Below are 17,121 nucleotides of genomic sequence, written 5' to 3' on the forward strand. Positions count from 1 at the left end.
TGGACACCTGCCGGCACAACAATCACATTCTTTTCGATGGTGACAGGAGCCAGATGACGGTGTCGGAAGAACCAGTCTCGCGCGTCACAACCAGAGAGGTGCGCCGGTATGGCACCACTTGTCAGCTCCCTTCAGACCTCGCCCTACTTGACTCGCGTCGACCCGGGCGCCGCAGCATCGGTGCTCTACCTGACCGATACGTTCGGCCCCACCTTCCCCCATAGCGAGACACCCACCGACAAAGCGGTGTTCGGGATCCTGGGCCTGGATCGCCGCATCGACTGGCATGCCGATCCACGCATGCTCGATCTGTTGATCGCCAGCGCTCGTGAACCGCAGGATCGCACTGACCTTGCGCAGCGGTTCGGCTCCGAATTGGTCGCCGAAGCCGCAGCGCGGCAATGGGTTCAAGCCCCGGTCGACTTGTGTCGGGATTACCGCCTGGTGTCCGGGGAGATCGAGGTGACCGCACATTGCAACTGGAGCTGCCGATTCTGCCCGGTATCCACCGATCCGAAACCACGCCAGACCATGCCGATGTCGCTGTTCGGCGAGGTCATCGCCAAGCTTGCTGCGCACGGCAGCATCGACTACGTCACCTTCCAGTTCTTCAACGAACCGACCCTGGATCGCTACTTCAGCGACCGGTTGACCGTTCTGGCCGAGCACGGGCTCGAGTTGGCGCTCTACACCAACGCCTCCGCGCTCACCGCTGCCAAGATCGAGGCACTGTGCGAACGAAAGGTGCTGCGGCACCTGATCGTCAACCTGCCCAGTGTCGACCCCGAGCGCTTCGCTGCTTTGACCGGTTCCCGCAGCTACGAGGCCACCACCCGGAATCTGCGCGCGGCAATCGATGCCGGATTCCGGATCCAGATCGTGGTCAATGGGATCGGTGAGCAACTGGCGCAGAACGTCGAGCAGATCGGCCGCCGCTACCTGCCGCTGGGGGTGCAGGTCACCGCGTCGGCTACCTGCGACCGTGCAGGTGACGTCGATGGCGAGTACTTCCAGAACGTGCAGGCGCGCGGACGGCTCACCGGCTGTGGCTGGCCGGTCCACCACGCCAACATCAGCGTCACCGGGGACCTGTTCCTGTGCTGCAACGACTACTACCAGCGCGAACGATTCGGCAACATTCGCGACGGCTCCCTGCACGACCTGATGAGCAGCGACGCCGCAGTGTTGTTGCGGCAGAAGGTCTTCGGCGTCACGGAGTCAGCTGTCGACTTCCTGTGCCGGCGCTGTCACAACCAGGCACTCGATTACCCCGGTCGCGAATTCCGGCCGATCGCCACCTTCGGATGAGGAGACCTGACATGACTTCACGACCGGTGCGGATCTGGTACGTCGCGGCACAACGACTCTGCAACTTCGGTTGCACCTACTGCGTGTCGACCGGCGACTGGGCGAAGAGCAACCGATTCGACTGGCGCACAGACCAAGACCGCGATACCTTCGCCGCCATCGTCGACTGGATCGGCACTCGCCCATTCCCCGTCGATGTCCGGCTCGGCACCCTCGGCGAACCTTTCGCCTCACCGGTGTTCCTCGACCGCGCTGCGTGGCTGACCCGCCAGCCCGGTGTGCGATTCGTGGAACTTTTGTCGAACGCCTCGCTGCTCGAACGGCGTCTGCCGTTGCTGGAGCCCCACGCCAACCTCGGAAAACTGTCACTGTGGCTGAGCTGGCACGACGGACAGATGAGCCTGGAAAAGTTCATCACCGCCGCCGCTTTCGCCCAGGACACCTATGGCTGCTTCGTGGTGGTGAACACCCTGCTGTTCGCCGACCACGACACCACCACGATCGCCCGGGTCAAAGCCGCCGCCGATGCCGCCGGACTGCGCTTCAACCTCGACCTCGGCTACGACCCCTCGGTGCCCTCCGACAACTCCACGAGCATCGACGCCGCTGCCGCGGTACCCGTGCTGCGCCCCGGACGAAACGTCCTCGACCTGATCGCGACCTGCGGCGGCAACCCCGAACTCACCCGCGCCGCCCTCACCGGACTGGTCTCGCCCCAGCACCGGGCATGCCGGGCCGGCTCTGACTACCTATTCCTTGACATCCACGGCGACGTTTACCGCTGCTCGCGCTACGCCACCTTGGGAATGCACCGCTACGGCAACGTCCTCGACCCCGACTTCGACCTGCATCTGCGCGAGAACACCTGGGCCCCTTGTGAAGCTGCCTCCGGGTGCGCCAACAAAGAGGACTTCCTCAACCTGCGCCTGGCTGAGCACCTGCGCCCCTCCGTCGTGCCCAGCCTCGGCTGGACCGACGCCTGACCCGACCACCCTCGACATTCACCCTGGCGCACAAGGAGATTCACAATGCTTCTCACAGAGATGACCTGGCCCGAATTCGGCGCCCGCACACAACACGGTTGCGCGATCATCCCGATCGGGGCCGTCGAGCCTCACGGACCCCACCTACCGCTAGGCGCGGACACGATGATCAGCGACTACTTCGCCCGCCGCCTGGCCGCCGACATCGACGCCTGGATCACTCCGACGATCGGCTACGGCGTCGCCACCCCACCACAACGACTCGGAGGCACCTTCCCCGGCGCCATCGCCATCAGCGGATCGACCTTCATCCACCTCGTCACCGACATCCTGACCTCCCTGGCCGAACACGGTGCACGACAACAGATCATCATCAACTCCGCCATCGACAACATCAGCTTCCTGTGCGAGGCCGCCCGGATCGTCACCGCCATGATCCCCGATACCCGGGTCATGATCGTCAACTGGTGGGACGTCGTCGGCGAAACGTTCCGCAATACACTCGCCCGCGAAACCGGCGTTGCCCGCAGCGACGACCACCACGCGGGAATGGTCGAATCCAGTCTGGTCATGCACATCGCCCCGGGCACCACCCACCCCGATCTCGCCAACACTGATCCGATAGGTCTGGGACCTCGGCGTTTCAGCTACCACCTGTTCCCGCTACCAGACGATGCCGCGACCCCCTCAGGGATTGTCTACACCGCGCGCAAAGCCAGCGCCGATATCGGTGGCCGCGTCGCCGACCAGGTCGCCCAAGAGATGGCCTCAGCGGTGCGGCGCGAACTCGCTATCGATTCTGGGCGGGCGTGATTGCGATGCCCCCACCCGATACGACGCACTTCCTGTTCTCGCCGTCGTCGACCTACCCGCGGCCGGTGGCATGCCTGATCAACCGTGATGCCGAGATCGTCCACGCCTGGAGCAGCGAACTCGATCAACCCGACCCCACTACGAAACCACCCGGATACCTGCGCGGTTGGAACCACGTCGAGCTCGCCGCCGACGCCAGCCTGTATGCCACAGTGCCACTGCACTCGCTGTTGAAGCTGGCACCGGACTCCTCGCTGATATGGCGGGCCGAGCTGCCCGTCCATCACGACCTCGACGTCACCGATTCCGGCCAGATCTACGTCCTCACCGAAGAACCTCGACTCCTCGATGGGCCAACCGAACCCTTTGTGCTGCTCGACAATTCGGTCACCATTCTTGACAACACCGGCGCGATCACCGAGATCCACTCGTTGTTCGACCTGCTGACCCGCGATCGGGTTCTGTCCACGCTGATCACCAGCCATATCGAACGCCGCAGCAGATCCCTGTACCACCATGAGGCCTTGTCGGTCTATCGCGACCTCGCCGCTACCGGCCCCGCGCGGCCCGGCCGAGAAGCTTCGAGGCTGCTACGGGAGATCCCGGGCTCTCCCGCAGATGTCCTGCACGCCAACACCATCGAGGTAGCAAAGGCGCATCCGGCCGGGCTGTGGAATGACGGCGATGTGCTGGTGTCGATGCGCGGGCTGGACTGCATCGCGGTCGTGGACCTGTACGCCGGCGTGGTGCGCTGGTGGTGGGGACCTGGTGAACTGTCAGGCCAGCACCAGCCGACCATGCTGCCCGGGGGCCACCTGCTGGTGTTCGACAACGGCCAACGCTGCGGATACTCCCGCGTGCTCGAGGTCGACCCGGCCCACCAGGCGATCAGGTGGCAGCATGTCGCCAACCCACCGCAAAACCTGTTCTGCCCGTTGGCCGGCGGCGCAGAACCACTCGCTGACGGAAACATTCTCATTAGCGATGCCCAGGCCGGCCGGGTGCTCGAGGTGACCCGCGCCGGGCAGGCGGCGTGGGCTGCGCGCATCCTGACCACGGCAAACGAGCGCGCCCCGTTCTACCGCATGGCGGCCGTCGGCGCCGATACCGCAGCAGCGGTGATGGTCGGGCCGACAACGAGTCCGACCACTCTGATGGCACGTGAGCTGCTGCGATGCGAACTACTCGCCCCTGCGAGGACACGATGATCAGCATCATCATCCCCACCTACAACCGACCGGGTCCCCTACATCGAGCGCTGCGCAGTCTCACCCGCCAGGAATACACCGACTTCGAGGTCATCGTCGTCGACGACGGCGGCGATCAGCCTGCCCGGCTGGTCGTCGACAGCTGGCGCACCACATTGCCGATCCGGTTGATCGAGAACGACCACCACGGAGTCTCCCGCGCCCGCAACACCGGATTGGCCGCAGCGAGCGGCGAATTCATCGCGTTCCTCGACGATGACGACCTCGTATTCCCCCGGCACCTGCGCGCGGCACACACCGTGCTGGACCGCGGCACCGCCGACGCCGTCTATGGCAGCGCGCTCGTCAGCTCCCGATGGATCGAAACCACTCCCCGCCACTCTCGCTGGCTGCCCCGCAAGGACTACGAATTCGACTCCCGGTTCTTGCTGTGCGCCAATTACATTCACACCGGCGCGCTCATGTGCCGCAACTTCACCGATACCCCGACCCGGTTCACCGAGTCGATGTCGCACTGCGAGGACTGGGATCTATGGCTGAGGCTGCACCGCAACCTCGGATACCGGTTCGCCTACCTGGGCGAGACGACCAGCGTTTATCACCAGGTGCCCCAGTGTCGCGGAGCGGTCTCAGGTGCATACCTGTCGAGCCCGACCCAATTCACCCTCGCCCACCGACACCTGTTCAACACATGGCCCAGCACCGATCAGCAGATCCTCGACTACCGCGCCTGGTTCGCCGAGTTCGACGTCCGACTCGACCGGCTCATCAGCTGCGGCGGCACCGCCCCGGACCACATCTACGAATCCGCCGTACGGAGCCTGTACCGCGGCTTCGCCAACGGCAAGCCCGCCGACCATGCTGTTCTGGATTCGATTCTGCCCGAACACTATTCATCCGGCCGACACGCAGCCAAGGTCAGGTAACCGATGCTCACCGATGATGCTGTCACCACCTCCTACGACCGGCACGCCGCCGCGTTCGCCGATGAGGCGGCCAACAGCCCATACAACGCCCACTACGACCGCCCCGCCGTACTCGACCTCCTCGGCGACCTCACCGGCCGCATCGTCCTCGACGCCGGTTGCGGACCTGGCCTGTACGTCACCGAACTACTCGTCCGCGGTGCCTACGTCATAGCGATTGACCAAAGCGCGAACATGATCGATCTGGCCCGGTGCCACGCCTCCGGACAGATCACCCTTCGCCAGCACGACCTCACCCAACCTCTGTACTGGCTGGCCAGCAACTCCGTCGACATCTGCCTGCTCGCCCTGGTAATCCACTACATCGACGACCGGATCTCACTGCTCCGCGAACTTCACCGCGTCCTGCGCCCCGGCGGGCACCTGATCGTGTCCACCAGCCATCCGACCGCGGACTGGCTTATCGCCTCCGGCAGCTACTTCGACACCGGCTGGGTCGAGCAGCAGTGGTCCTGCGGCATCACGCACCGCTTCTGGCGCCAACCCCTACAGGCATGGTGTGCCGAGTTCATCGCTGCAGGCTTCACGATCTCCACGATCACCGAACACCAGCCAACTGCGGAAATGGCCGGCACCCATCCTGCCGAGTACGAGATCCTGACCCGGCAACCTGGCTTCATCGCCTATCGGCTCGCCAAGTCGTCTTCGGGCGACAGCAACATCGACACCGATGCATGAAGTGCCAGAATTCGCTATGGCCAATTCCCCAGGAGCACCGGTGATCGCGGTCGTCAGCGGCCCACCCGGGTCAGGTAAGTCGACGCTCGCCCATGCCCTCGCCAACGACATCGGCGTCCCAGCGATCATCCGCGACGAAATCAAACAGGGAATGGTCCTAGCCAGTACATCGTCTCCGGGGGGCGGATTCGACGATCTCAATATTCCGGCGCTGCACGCGTTCTTCAACACCCTGACCGTGCTAGCACGTGCCGGTGTCAGCCTCGTTGCAGAAGCTGCGTTCCAGGACAAGCTGTGGCGACCCAACCTGGAGCCGTTGGCCGAGTTCGCCCAGATCCGCGTCATTCATTGCATGGCACCGCAATCGGTGCTGTACGACCGAATTACCCACCGCGCTGAGACCAATCCACACCGGCAAGCACACAACGACGGGGATCTCATCGCGGCGATCACCGCCGGTACCCACTCGGCAAGCTCCTTCGTGCCGCTAAGCATGGACGTCGCGGAACTGACTGTCGACACCACCGATGGTTACCGGCCTGGTCTCGAAGAAATCGCACGATTCATCACCCAACCAGGCCGGGGCGCGGCCTGACCTTCGCAACCGGTTCGTACCCGGTGGATCTGTCAGCCGACATCGATGTTTCGAAGCAGTCTGAAGTCCGGTCCGAATCCCAGCTCGTCGACCGGAAACGAGCTACCTACGGATCCGAACCAGCCCGCAGGTATCGATGTGAAGGGAAGACCAGGCTGGGGTACATGCCGATCGGGGGTGCAGCGGTGCAGTGGGCCTTGTGCGGCATCGAGGATGACCCGCATATGAGGGTCGATGTGTGAGACGAACAGGGTGCTCATCGCGGTCCCGTCCTCGGCGAGACGTGCGGCTTCGAATCCCGCGCGCAGGGCGGCGAAACGCACCGCTACTCCGTGGTGTGCCCACCATTGCCGGCACCAGGTGTATTGCCCTTCGCGGTGATTGGCCGCAATGCGCACCGCGGTCACCGGAAGGAGCCACTGATCGACGAACTCGCTGTAGTGCGCAAACCGTGGGGGTTTGCGCTTGCGGTCACCGTTCGTGTTCGCGGGCCTTGCCAGGTCGCCGAACCATCCCGCCGGTACTGGGTCGGCGGAAAGCGGTTGCAGGGCTACATGTTTGGTTCTCGTGCAGCGGTACAGCGGCCCGTTGGCGGCGTCGAGGATGATCCTCATGTGGGCGTCGATGTGGCTGAGCAGCAAGGTGGATATCGCGCTGCCGGATCGGGTGCGGCGCGAAGCTTCGAAGGCGTTGTGCAGGGCCGCGATGCGTACCGCGACCGGGCGGTGACGCCACCACTGCGGGCACCAGGTATAGGTTTGTTCCCGGTTCGCCTCGGCCAGTCGCACAGTTTGGAAGGGGAAAAGCCATTTCTCGGCGAAGGTCACGAAGTCCGGGTAGGCCGGTGGCTTGGGTGGCTTCTTCGCGGTACCGCCTGGTTGGGGCGTGGCGCTGGCAGCGGGGTTGGTCATGGCTGGTCGCCTCCTTCATGTGCGGATGGTGGGGTCGCGCGGGGTTGTTTGCGCAGGGAGACAGCGTGTTCGAACTGCGCCAGCGACGCGGTAACGAGCGGTGCGAAGACGGGGTGCTTCCACCAGAAGATCTTGCGGACGAGTATCGGCTGGTGCCCAGGAAGCCGGATCAGGGCGCGATCTTTGGGGAGCGCACCGAGTTTCGCGACGTTGAGCACTGGTTCCGAGCGCCAGGAGGTGGTGCGGTTGACTCCTCCGGGTCCTATCGAGCGGGAGTGGTCGGCGACGTCGTGGTCGTCGATCATTTTCGACCATTCGTCGAGGTAGCCGACAGCGGCGATGTTGCCGCCGTAGATCTCGATCGATTGGGCCCGCATGATTTTCACGCCATTGATGCCCCAGAGGTCTTCGCCTTGTTCGAGGACCTGGATGATCGTCATCAAGATGATTCCGCAGCCACCGCAGTAGGTGTAGTAGCTGGGTAGCTCGCCGATGCGAGCGCAGTTGGCCGCTTCGTCCAGCACCGCCAGCAGCGGCACCGCGAGCCGGCCGTCCAGGCGGGCGCGCGCGAGAGCTAGTGCGGCTTCGAGGATCTGGCCGACGAGGGCGGCGGTGAGCGGGCCTGCCGAGTCGGGGCCGGTCATCGACAGGGCGTAGAGGGTGTCGCTGCTGCTGACGAAGTGGGCGGGTGTGAATTCGGGCAGCTTGTGCCGTATGGGTTCGTGTTCGATGTCGATAACGATCTTCTCCGCGCCTTCGTAGACGCTGAAGCGTTTGCGGGTGGGGGGTGTCACCATGCGGGCGTAGTTCTCGTCGGACAGGACGTTGAGGAATCGTCTTCCCATGTCGTACAACCCATCTCGTTGCCGCGCGTAGAGGCTTTGGGCGTCCAGCACTCGTTGTGCAGGGCGGTGGTGGCCGTGGTGGCGCAAGATCAGGGCGGGTGTCTGGTCCTGGTCGCCGGAGAGCCATTCGGCGACATGCAGCAGGTCGCCGCCTACGCAGGCGGCGGCGAATGTGTACAGGCTCAACAGTTCTTGCGCTCCGCCATCGAAGTAGGAGTCCACCTTCGCGTTGGCCTGCTGCGCGGCCGAGCCGGAGGACCCGCTGACGAAGAACGCCGCTAACTTCCGTGCCGCGGGCAGGCTCGTGACCTGCGCGAGCAGATCGACCCAGAAGTCACACTCGGCGCGCCCGCACACCGCTTGCAGGTCACACAACCAGATCCGACCTTGTTGCGCGCGCCCGAATCTGGTGTGCCGGTACAGGTCTGGTTTGTTGCTGGTGGCCAACACCGGCCCCCAGGCGGACAAGACGGCGGGGATCGCCCACGCCATCGTTTTGCCGGTCCGCTGCCCGGCCGCGATGAACACACCCAGCTCGGCGGGGACGAACAACTCGACGTCCCCGGCCACGGTGCGCCCCAGCGGCGGCCCCGGCAGTGCCCTCACCTTGCCTGGTGCGTCCTTGAGCAACCGGGCCGCCGCGGACATGTTGTCCCGGTAGCGGGCGATGCTGATGGTGCGTGGTGGTGCCATTGTCCGTGCCGCCGAGTCGATTCCGCCTCGCCGCGGGAACCGGTGACGGGTCATGGCCGCGGCACCGGAGGCGGTGATCGCGAAAGCTAGTGCGATACAGGTGGATTGCCAGGGCCAGCGACCTCGCCCCAAGGCCAGCTGAAGGTAGGCGGCGACCGGGTTGCCGGTGACCGGCAGTCCGGCGCACCAGCTGCCCAGGCACATCGCCACCCACCCGGCCAGGCCCAGCAGGACACCGGCGAGAAACAGCAGCAGTAGCCAGGTTTCCTCACCGAATCCCCCGGTGTTGCGGCGACGAGTTTCTCGTGTCGGCAACGCGAAGACCTCCTTCCACCGTTGTGGATGAATCTGTGAACGCAGTCGGATTATGTTGTCTGGCAGTAGATGTCACAGCTCTGCACCCATCTCGCGTCCTGCTGGCGCTCGCGCGCCGACCTGTTGCGAGTCTGTGGGCACCACCCAGTCATCGACGTCGGTGTCAGCGAGCACGGCATCGATCGCTTCGACGATCCGGGCACCGTCGTCGGCGCCGACTGCGGCCCTCGACGCGCTGAAATCGTCATGGGCGCTGACTGTTTCGTTACCGGGCGACAGTGACCGAGAGGTATCCGGTCGTAGTTCGGTACGGTGGCTGGCGGCCTGGGCGCGGGCGTGGTCGCGCTCGGCGGTCAGTTGGGCGATGCGGCCCAGACGCGGGTCGGAGGGTTCGTTGCTCCAGTAGAGGCCGTCGCGTCCGAGGATGTAGGCCCGGTCGACGTCCGGGGCGGGGATTCCCGCGCGGAGCGCGTCGCGGCGTGCACCGGCGAGGCCGTGGCGCAGTGCTTCCAGGCGTGTGATGCGGGCTTGGTCATCGTGGCCGTCGAAGGTGTCGGCGACGTTGCTGTGCTCGCAGGCCAGGTCCTGCACTTCCCGCAGCAACGCTGCCTGCCGCAGTTCCCACGTCGCGGATTCGGTGTAGTTGTAGCTCACCGGGGCTTCTCGAATCGTCCGGGGCAGCAACGCCATCCGCGCCTCGTGCCCATTGTCGAGGTCGCCGAGTTGTTCCTCGGCATCGAGGGCTTCGTCGGTGGCGGCGATGACCTCATCGACCTGCTCGACGGTCGCGATCGTCGCCGCGGAACGAAGATCGCGGGGTGCGCCGAGGGTTCTCTCCACGGCGGTCCGCAGATCGGATTCCTGTGCCTTTCCCGGTGTGTGGGGTGCGGTGGAGGTTCCCAATTGCAGGTTCGGGTAGCGGCGGTCGGAGTTTTGGCCGGAGCCGTCGGTCGTGCCGGGTCCGTGGCCGGTGATCGCTCGGGCTTGTTGCAGGCTGCGCCAGAGATCGTCGTCGATGGTGAGGTCGCCGGCGGCGCGGGCGCGGTCGAGTTGGTCGAAGTTGCGGCGGGCCAGGTCCGGACGAGCCTCCCATCCCATGACCGCGGACTGCAGTGTCTGCCAGGTGCGGCGCCATTGCGGGGATTCGTGTCGTCCCCACCGCGCCGCGAGATCGTTTACGTGAGTGTTCAATTCGGCGGTGTCCGCCGGGGTGAGGCCGAACGGGGCGATTTCGCGCAGTTGGTAGTACTTGGCGAAGTCGGCGCGCAGTTGCTTCTCTGTTCCGGTGGCCGCGTCGAGGTAGTAGTCGGGATTGGCGTAGCCGATCGGTTCGCCGACCCAACTCATGGCTCGACCTCCAGGTCGGGCCCACCGGCCGAGTCCGGTGCCGGTGCCGATGCGGTGAGCTCGTCACCGTGAGGACCGGCCGGACCGCCGCCGGGCAGTACAGCATCGATGGCATCGGTGATGTCCCGGCCCGCACCGGGGATCGGGAAGTTCTCGGGTGCGGGAAGTTCCGGATCGAGGGTCTCGAGGCGATTCGCGGCGGCCAGGGCGGTGTTGGCGTCTTTGAGCCTTTGTGGCCATTGCGATGCCGGTGCCAGGTCGCGGCGCCTGGTGCCGTTGTGCCAGTCGTGGTCGGTAACGTCGCTCAGGAGCTCGCGTGTGGTGTTCTCGGTGTGCGCGAGATCCTCGCGGAGTTCCTCGATGGTGGTGTGCGCGGTGTGTAGTTGCCGGGTCAGGTCCTCGATGCGTTCGTTCTGTTCGATCGCTCGGCCGACCCACTGGTACGACTGCTTGCTGAGTTGTTCCAGGCGCCCGAGCAATCGGTGGGCGGGCTGCTGGTCCCACGAGGTTCCGCCACTGCCGATTGTTTCCGCATGGTCGATATCGGCGAGGGTGATTCCCGCGCGTTCGGCAGCGTGTCGTGCCTGCCGCAGATCCTCGCCGATTTTGTTCGTGTACACCGCTGATTGCCCAGCGGGGTCGGCGCCGGCCTCTGCCGCCCGCGCCGCGTGCAGGAACGCGGTGTCTTGCACGGCTTTCAGGCGTGCCGCGTGCACGGCATCGATGTCATCGCTACCGTACTGGTGGGCGATCGCACTCTCTCGTGGTGTCTGCGGAACGCCGAGTTCGGGCACGTGTGGTCGGTGCGGGCCGGACCCTGGTTCCGGCAGGATGTGCTCATCTGGTGAGCTGTCAAAACTGTTGTCGGACATCAGTTTCCGTCTTCATCTCTCGAAGCGGTCCGCCGCGGATGGTTGATCCGGTGCGGTGGTTGCGATGTCCCTCGCGGTGTGGTGTCAGGTGTTGTTCGCAGTGGTTGGCGCCAGCGCCACAGCGAGTTCGGGGTTCGCGGTCGGCCTATCGCGGTAGTTGGGTCACCGGTGTCCGATCAGCGCAGGGTTCGGGTCTTGCGGTGGTGCGGGAGCGGTCAGGGTTCTGGTCCGTGGCCGCGTTCGGGTTCTTGGGTGGCCGGGCGAGTCTCGGGTGGTTCGTTTCCCCAGCTCCAGTTCGTTTCCGAGGGCAGGGCCGCGTCGATTGCCGCTTCGATGTGCCAATTGCTGCTCGCGGCCGCCCCCATACGGGTGTCGTGCAACAGGTCGGTGGCCCGGGCGATGAGTTGTTCCGGTGTGGGCGGGCCGATTCCGGTGCCGACCGCAGCTTTCCCGCCATCACTATCGACAGGAATGTATGGCGGCAACGCCGCGTCGAAGTCCGCTCGGGTGTATCGACGCCAGGTAGATTCCACGGTCAGGTCGTCCCAGCGGTTCACCACCGCCGCCGTCACATGCCGCAGGTCATCGACTTCAGCACTGTCCCACAGCTTTTCGGCATCACGAGCAGTGATTTCGGCGGCATCAGCGAGAGCGGAGATCCGCGTGTGCAGATGTGCCATGTTGCGGCGGTATGCGGCACCGGCCACCGGGTCGGCACCGAATCCGTACCCGCCTTCGGCGAGTCGGGTTTCGCGTGCGGCGACGACGAACGCCATGCGCTGCAGGTTCCACAGGTCCACGCTCAGCATGTCCAGGTAGAACTGTTTGGCCTCGCTCGGCGCTTGTTCGGCCGCGGGCTCGGGGTCCGGTGCCGGCGAGCGACCGGCTCCGAGGTCGCGAGCGCGTTCGATCCACGGTTGCGGGACTCCGAGCGAGCGTGCGATGTGTTCGGTGGATTCGCGAACCGCGCTGAGCGCATCGAGGTGGTCGAGCCAATCCTGGTCCGCGGCACCGTCGGTGCCGTCGTAACCGTCCGCGCCGAGGGCTTCGACGCGGACGAACTCGGCGGCGAGGTCCTGAATTCTCCGCAACAGTTCGTTTTTCCACTGTGGTACTGGGTCCGGTTGAGTCATGGTCAGCAGTTCTCGCCATCGAATAGTTTCTAGGACACCAACATTCGAGTGACCTGTCAGGGACCTGGCCCACCGGAAGCATCAGGCCCGCGTTCGCGCCCATAGTCGGCGTCGGGGGTCAGCGAATCAGCGGACCAGCTGCTGGCTGGTTCATCGGGCAGTGCGGCATCGACGGCCGAAGCGAGCAGATCTCCCTGGCGAATACTCGACTCGGGTTGTGTCTTCGCCGCAGCGTGGGCCTGTGCCAGCATCTGGTCCGGTGACAACGGCATGTCGGGTAGTGGGATATCGGGGCCGTGCCGCCCGGCGCGGCGCAGACTGTTGAGCGACTTGCGCGCGTCTGCGGCGATGGTGTTGTCGGCGTAGCCGTGCCAGCGGGAGCGAAGATCGTTGCCGTCGTGATCGTTGAGGTATCGGTGAACGCGCCGCTCCCACTCACCCGGCGTCACCGTCCACAGCTTGGTGCGCTCGTGCGCATTCATACCGATCGCGGCGGCGGTGCGCCCGGCACGCATCCACACCGCGGTCATGTTTCTCCAGAATTGGTCGCCCGCAGCACTTTCCGGTTGTCGCAGTGCGGGATCGGCGGCCCGCTGGTGGAAATAGGCGACGTCGACCGCGGCCATGTCCTTGAGCCGCTCAATGTCCTCGGCGACGCGCTGAACGGGGCGACGACCTTCGGTTGGGGCGAGGTCGGGCAATGACTGGTCAGGACGCCAAAGGAATCCCCGCTGGCCCAGCGTCCGGACCCGATCGATCCACTCGGGCGGCACGCCCGAGGCGCGAGCCTGGATTTCGGTCAGATCCCGCTCACGGTCCAACTCGTTGATCCGCGTGATGATGTTCTGTGCTGGCGGCATATTCAGGCCGGGTTCGTACATCCGCGCCAGCAGTTGTCCGCTCTCGAGCGCCAGCTGTTGGATCTGCTGCATCAGCTCGAGGTGTTCGGCCGCGATATTGCGGGGGTTCGGTCCATCGTTTGTCGACTCGGTCATGGCTCGGCTCCGGTGGACGCGTCCGGCGCGGGAGACGCGGGACCGCTTTCCACCGCGGGAGAAGTCGGCCAGTCCAGGTCGGGGTCGGTCGGCAGCGCGGCATCAACAGCGTGGTCGATGGTGTTTGTCCCCGGGTCGTCTCGTTCAGCGCTCAGTGCATGGGTGACGTGCTCGAACATGGTGTGCGGGGCCGGAATTGGTTCGATCGCGAACGCGCGGCTGGGGTCCATACCCAGCGCGGCCAGGTCCCTGTGGGCGCCGTCCGCGATCCCCGGCCAGGCGTAGATGCGCCAGCGTTCTTCCAGCCCTCGAGCGTCGTAGGTGTCGACCGACGCGGCGAGGATCTGCTGCCAGCCGTCGGGGTCGGTCGCCCACATTCCTTCGGATTCTTCCGCGGTCAGCGAGACCGCACGTGAGACCGCGCTGGCCCGCATCCACAGCGCGGCCATATTCCGCTCGTATTGGGCCAGCACCTGTGGGTCTTCGAAATAGTGTGCGTCCGAGAGAAGTTGCTGATCACGCGCCACATGGATCGCGGCCATGTGCTGCAGTTGCCAAGTGTCGTTGACGACGCCGTCGATCATCATCTCGCGGACCGGATCCCCGGGCTGCACGGCGTCGACGGGGGCACGAAATCCTTGATGTCCCAGAAAAAGAGCGTCGTCGACATCGATCCGTGCGATACCGACCGCCAGCGCTTGAGTGACGGCCTCCTCGCGGGAGATGGCCAGCAGTTGCAGTTGGGTTCGCCACGCCAGCACCGACGCCTCTCCCCCACCTTCAGGCATCTGATACCCCTGCCCGAGGACTCGCGCCCGGTCGGCAGCCAGGTTTTGGATGCGGTCCAGCAGCCGTGCGCGCCAGGCCGGCACACTTGCCGCCGTTGTGACGGACTTCGGTTCGGTCATGTCTCTTCCTCGATCGTCGAGTCATGGTGTCCTGGAATGGGTTTCACAACCTGGTCGCCGCACCCGTAGTTCTCGACTAGCCCTGGTCATGGTTCGATCCCGAGATCTGTTGTGGTGGCTGGTGATTGGTCCGGGCTGTCTGTGATGACGAGTTCGGTGGCTGTGTCGCTGGTGATTCCGGCGACTTCGATGGCCTCGGTGATCTGCGCGCCTGGCTCGGCAGGACCGGTGCCGGTTTCCGGTGGTGTGGTCGGTGACAGTTGTGCCCGGATCAGCTCGGTCATGTCGCTCGGGGCGGGCAGTGCCCGGGTGCCTGCGGTGATCCCGGCGTCGGTGAGCGCTTTGGCTTGCAGGGCGAGGTCGGTCGTGTCGGTGCGGGCGTGCGCGCGCCATCGGTCGGCGAGGGTGTCGTGGTTGTGGTCGCGGACGCCCTCGGCCGCGGTGGACCAGGTGTGTGCGCCCCAGAGTTGTTCGGCCTCAGTCGCTGAGACCTCCAGCACGGCGGCCACAGCGTTGATCCGTTGAGTCAGCACCCGCAGTGTGCGATCGAACATCTGCGCGGTCCCGACCTCCGATTTCGCGCCGCGCTCCCCGTGCACTGCCGCGACCGCTGCCATGTCCTGCACACCGCGCACCTGCTGTTCCAGATTCTTCAGGAGTTGGTCCCGGTCGATGAATTGCGGTGCGCGCCAATGCACATCGGCACGCCACCGCATGCCCAAGTCGCCTCGCTCCCGGACCTGGGCGACCCAGACTGCAGGGATTCCCGCGGCGGTGGCGGCGTTCTCCAGCTCCTGTCGCAGCACAGCTCGACCGTGCACATCCTGGTACCACGAGGCAGGCGGGGACTGCCCTGTTGTTTGCTGCGTGGCCTTGGCTCGGTCCTGCATCACCCGTGCGGTCGCGGCGTGAACATGCACGGCCTTGAGAACTTTCGTCTGCATCCGGGTCGGCTTACTCATCTCGGCCTTCTTGCCCGCGGTTGTTCTGCGCGGCAGACCCATTGCGGTGCCTGGCAAGGCTCGTCGGTCATGGTTCCATCCCCACGTCCGGCGGCGAAGGCGGCTCGGGGCTGGCATTGCTGGGGTCAGCGTCTTCGCCGTAGCCGTCGATGACGTCGACATCGATGACGTCGGCGGCCTCGATCGCCGCCTCGATCACGGTCCCGTCGACGACGGGCGGTTCCGGGTCGTTGGTGTCCTGCTGGGCGTGGTGGTTCACCACGATGTAGAAGTTCAGTTCCTCGGCCAACCCGTTCGTGGCGCGTGATACCGCCGGCGGTATGTCCGAGGCGCCGGCCGGTGCGCCAGAATCGGCGTCGAGGAGGTCGTGGACGCTCAGGTCGGCGTCCTCGGTGAGCCGCTCGGCGAAGGCGTCGGCATGGGATTGATGCTGATCGGACAAGTGCGCGGTGCTGTCCGCGGCCGCATAGGCTGCTGCGGCACGCATCGCCGCGCCCTGGTCGCGGTCCTGCCCGGTCAGGGTTTCGGTGAAACCGGCGGCGCGGCGGCGGATGTCGATGAGCAGTTGCTTGTATTCCACGTCCAGGTCGTGGCGCTCTTTCTCCCAGCCTGCGCGATTGAGCAGATTCTGCCGTTGCACCTGGTGCAGGTCATCCTTGTTCGCGCGTTCGGCTGTGCTGTCTGCCGCACGGCGATCCAGATCCGCGTCGCCACGCTCGAGGACACGCTTTTTGATCTGACGTTCCAGATCGTGTAGCTCCTCGGCGCGTTCGAACTGCCGGGTCTTGAAATGCTTTTCGAGCTGGTGGAGTTCACCCTCGTTCGACTGGCGGGTGTGGTAGCCCTCCACTTTCAGCTCATGCACCTCGGTGTTTTGCCGCATTCGCTGCTCGGCGTCGTCGGTGCGACGGTCGAATTCGGCCTGCGATCGCGCTTCGGCGCCGCGACGCTGCAGCAGGTTCATCGTCATCGCCGCTGTTTGCATGGCTTGCACGAATCCGGTTCGGACCGCTTGCCCACCCTCTTCGACCGGGTCGCCACCGCTCATGTCCTCACCTCCAACGCTGAAATGCGCCACCCCGCAGGAGAATTCGGGCGAATCGCACGGATGTAAACGACCAGGGAGGTTGACGGTGTGCCGCCTCCTGGGTGCAGGGCCACGGTGGCAACGCGGGCGAAGAGGGTGTCCGTGTCGGCTGGATGGTCGTCATCGCCGAGGCGGGCGGTCGCGGTGAGAACGATTCCGAGGCGGCGCCACTGCTGCCACCGCATGCTCGTGATCGGTGCCAGAACCGGGCCTGTGGTGTCCCAGCGCGCGGCGAAGTCGGTCGTCATCAGCGGTGTCGCCGCCCGGAAGGACGAGCGTTGGTCGGCCTGTTCGCTGGGCCGGTAGGTGAACACCGTCTCCAGCGCCGCGACCGCGACCTCCGCGGCCGAGCAGGGATCGATTCGTGCGAATGGGTCGGCGAATGATGCTGCGGGACAATCCATCCTGTTTCGTGCTTCGCCCGGGGTTGGGGCTCTACCACAGGCACCAGCACCGGTAAGTAGCACGCTGACGGTGAGCGC

Annotated in this window: 17 protein-coding genes; 7 read left to right on the forward strand and 10 right to left on the reverse strand. The window is 65.3% G+C overall.

Annotated features, from left to right (window positions below; translation table 11 throughout):
* The first annotated feature begins 108 nt into the window (after positions 1-108).
* From GFY24_RS36980 to GFY24_RS37010, 7 genes are read left to right on the forward strand one after another with little or no spacing between them, the layout of a single operon-like run.
* Entirely contained in the window at positions 109-1,308 is a 1,200-nt protein-coding gene (locus GFY24_RS36980) for a radical SAM/SPASM domain-containing protein (RefSeq protein WP_153809771.1), read from the forward strand.
* A gap of 11 nt (positions 1,309-1,319) precedes the next feature.
* On the forward strand, positions 1,320-2,291 hold the full coding sequence (locus tag GFY24_RS36985; RefSeq protein WP_153809772.1) for a hypothetical protein: 972 nt from the start codon (positions 1,320-1,322) through the stop codon (positions 2,289-2,291).
* A 45-nt stretch (positions 2,292-2,336) separates the two neighbouring features.
* Complete coding sequence (locus GFY24_RS36990) at positions 2,337-3,104, forward strand: creatininase family protein (protein WP_153809773.1); 768 nt, start codon at positions 2,337-2,339, stop codon at positions 3,102-3,104.
* Positions 3,105-3,109: 5 nt separating this feature from the next.
* Positions 3,110-4,312, forward strand: a complete 1,203-nt coding sequence (locus GFY24_RS36995) for an arylsulfotransferase family protein (RefSeq protein ID WP_153809804.1) — start codon at positions 3,110-3,112, stop codon at positions 4,310-4,312.
* Complete coding sequence (locus GFY24_RS37000; RefSeq protein ID WP_194853163.1) at positions 4,309-5,238, forward strand: glycosyltransferase family 2 protein; 930 nt, start codon at positions 4,309-4,311, stop codon at positions 5,236-5,238. The genes GFY24_RS36995 and GFY24_RS37000 overlap by 4 nt, the downstream gene beginning before the upstream one ends.
* 3 nt (positions 5,239-5,241) lie before the next feature.
* Positions 5,242-5,976, forward strand: coding sequence for a class I SAM-dependent methyltransferase (locus GFY24_RS37005; protein WP_153809775.1), 735 nt, complete (start codon positions 5,242-5,244; stop codon positions 5,974-5,976).
* 40 nt (positions 5,977-6,016) lie between these two features.
* The gene (locus GFY24_RS37010) at positions 6,017-6,571 is read left to right on the forward strand and encodes an AAA family ATPase (RefSeq protein ID WP_309231789.1); all 555 of its coding nucleotides are present in this window, start codon (positions 6,017-6,019) and stop codon (positions 6,569-6,571) included.
* A 32-nt stretch (positions 6,572-6,603) separates the two neighbouring features.
* Here the strand turns inward: GFY24_RS37010 and GFY24_RS37015 are convergent, their stop codons facing one another.
* The 10 genes from GFY24_RS37015 to GFY24_RS37060 form a co-directional block, all read right to left on the reverse strand.
* Positions 6,604-7,482: a DUF4913 domain-containing protein gene (locus GFY24_RS37015; protein WP_153809777.1), complete on the reverse strand. Its 879-nt coding sequence runs from the start codon at positions 7,480-7,482 to the stop codon at positions 6,604-6,606.
* On the reverse strand, positions 7,479-9,335 hold the full coding sequence (locus tag GFY24_RS37020) for a type IV secretory system conjugative DNA transfer family protein (protein ID WP_153809778.1): 1,857 nt from the start codon (positions 9,333-9,335) through the stop codon (positions 7,479-7,481). Before GFY24_RS37020 ends, GFY24_RS37015 begins: the two co-directional genes overlap by 4 nt.
* 72 nt (positions 9,336-9,407) lie before the next feature.
* Positions 9,408-10,682: a hypothetical protein gene (locus GFY24_RS37025; RefSeq protein WP_153809779.1), complete on the reverse strand. Its 1,275-nt coding sequence runs from the start codon at positions 10,680-10,682 to the stop codon at positions 9,408-9,410.
* Entirely contained in the window at positions 10,679-11,476 is a 798-nt protein-coding gene (locus GFY24_RS37030; RefSeq protein WP_153809780.1) for a hypothetical protein, read from the reverse strand. Before GFY24_RS37030 ends, GFY24_RS37025 begins: the two co-directional genes overlap by 4 nt.
* Positions 11,477-11,769: 293 nt before the next feature.
* Entirely contained in the window at positions 11,770-12,645 is an 876-nt protein-coding gene (locus GFY24_RS37035) for a hypothetical protein (RefSeq protein ID WP_153809781.1), read from the reverse strand.
* Positions 12,646-12,743: 98 nt separating this feature from the next.
* Positions 12,744-13,682, reverse strand: a complete 939-nt coding sequence (locus GFY24_RS37040; protein WP_153809782.1) for a hypothetical protein — start codon at positions 13,680-13,682, stop codon at positions 12,744-12,746.
* Complete coding sequence (locus tag GFY24_RS37045; protein ID WP_153809783.1) at positions 13,679-14,590, reverse strand: hypothetical protein; 912 nt, start codon at positions 14,588-14,590, stop codon at positions 13,679-13,681. Before GFY24_RS37045 ends, GFY24_RS37040 begins: the two co-directional genes overlap by 4 nt.
* A gap of 86 nt (positions 14,591-14,676) precedes the next feature.
* Positions 14,677-15,552, reverse strand: a complete 876-nt coding sequence (locus tag GFY24_RS37050; RefSeq protein ID WP_153809784.1) for a hypothetical protein — start codon at positions 15,550-15,552, stop codon at positions 14,677-14,679.
* Positions 15,553-15,619: 67 nt separating this feature from the next.
* The gene (locus tag GFY24_RS37055; RefSeq protein WP_153809785.1) at positions 15,620-16,600 is read right to left on the reverse strand and encodes a hypothetical protein; all 981 of its coding nucleotides are present in this window, start codon (positions 16,598-16,600) and stop codon (positions 15,620-15,622) included.
* Positions 16,597-17,043: a hypothetical protein gene (locus GFY24_RS37060; protein WP_153809786.1), complete on the reverse strand. Its 447-nt coding sequence runs from the start codon at positions 17,041-17,043 to the stop codon at positions 16,597-16,599. Before GFY24_RS37060 ends, GFY24_RS37055 begins: the two co-directional genes overlap by 4 nt.
* Between the last annotated feature and the right edge of the window lie 78 nt (positions 17,044-17,121).

The organism is Nocardia sp. SYP-A9097, assembly GCF_009649815.1.
Taxonomy (GTDB): domain Bacteria; phylum Actinomycetota; class Actinomycetes; order Mycobacteriales; family Mycobacteriaceae; genus Nocardia.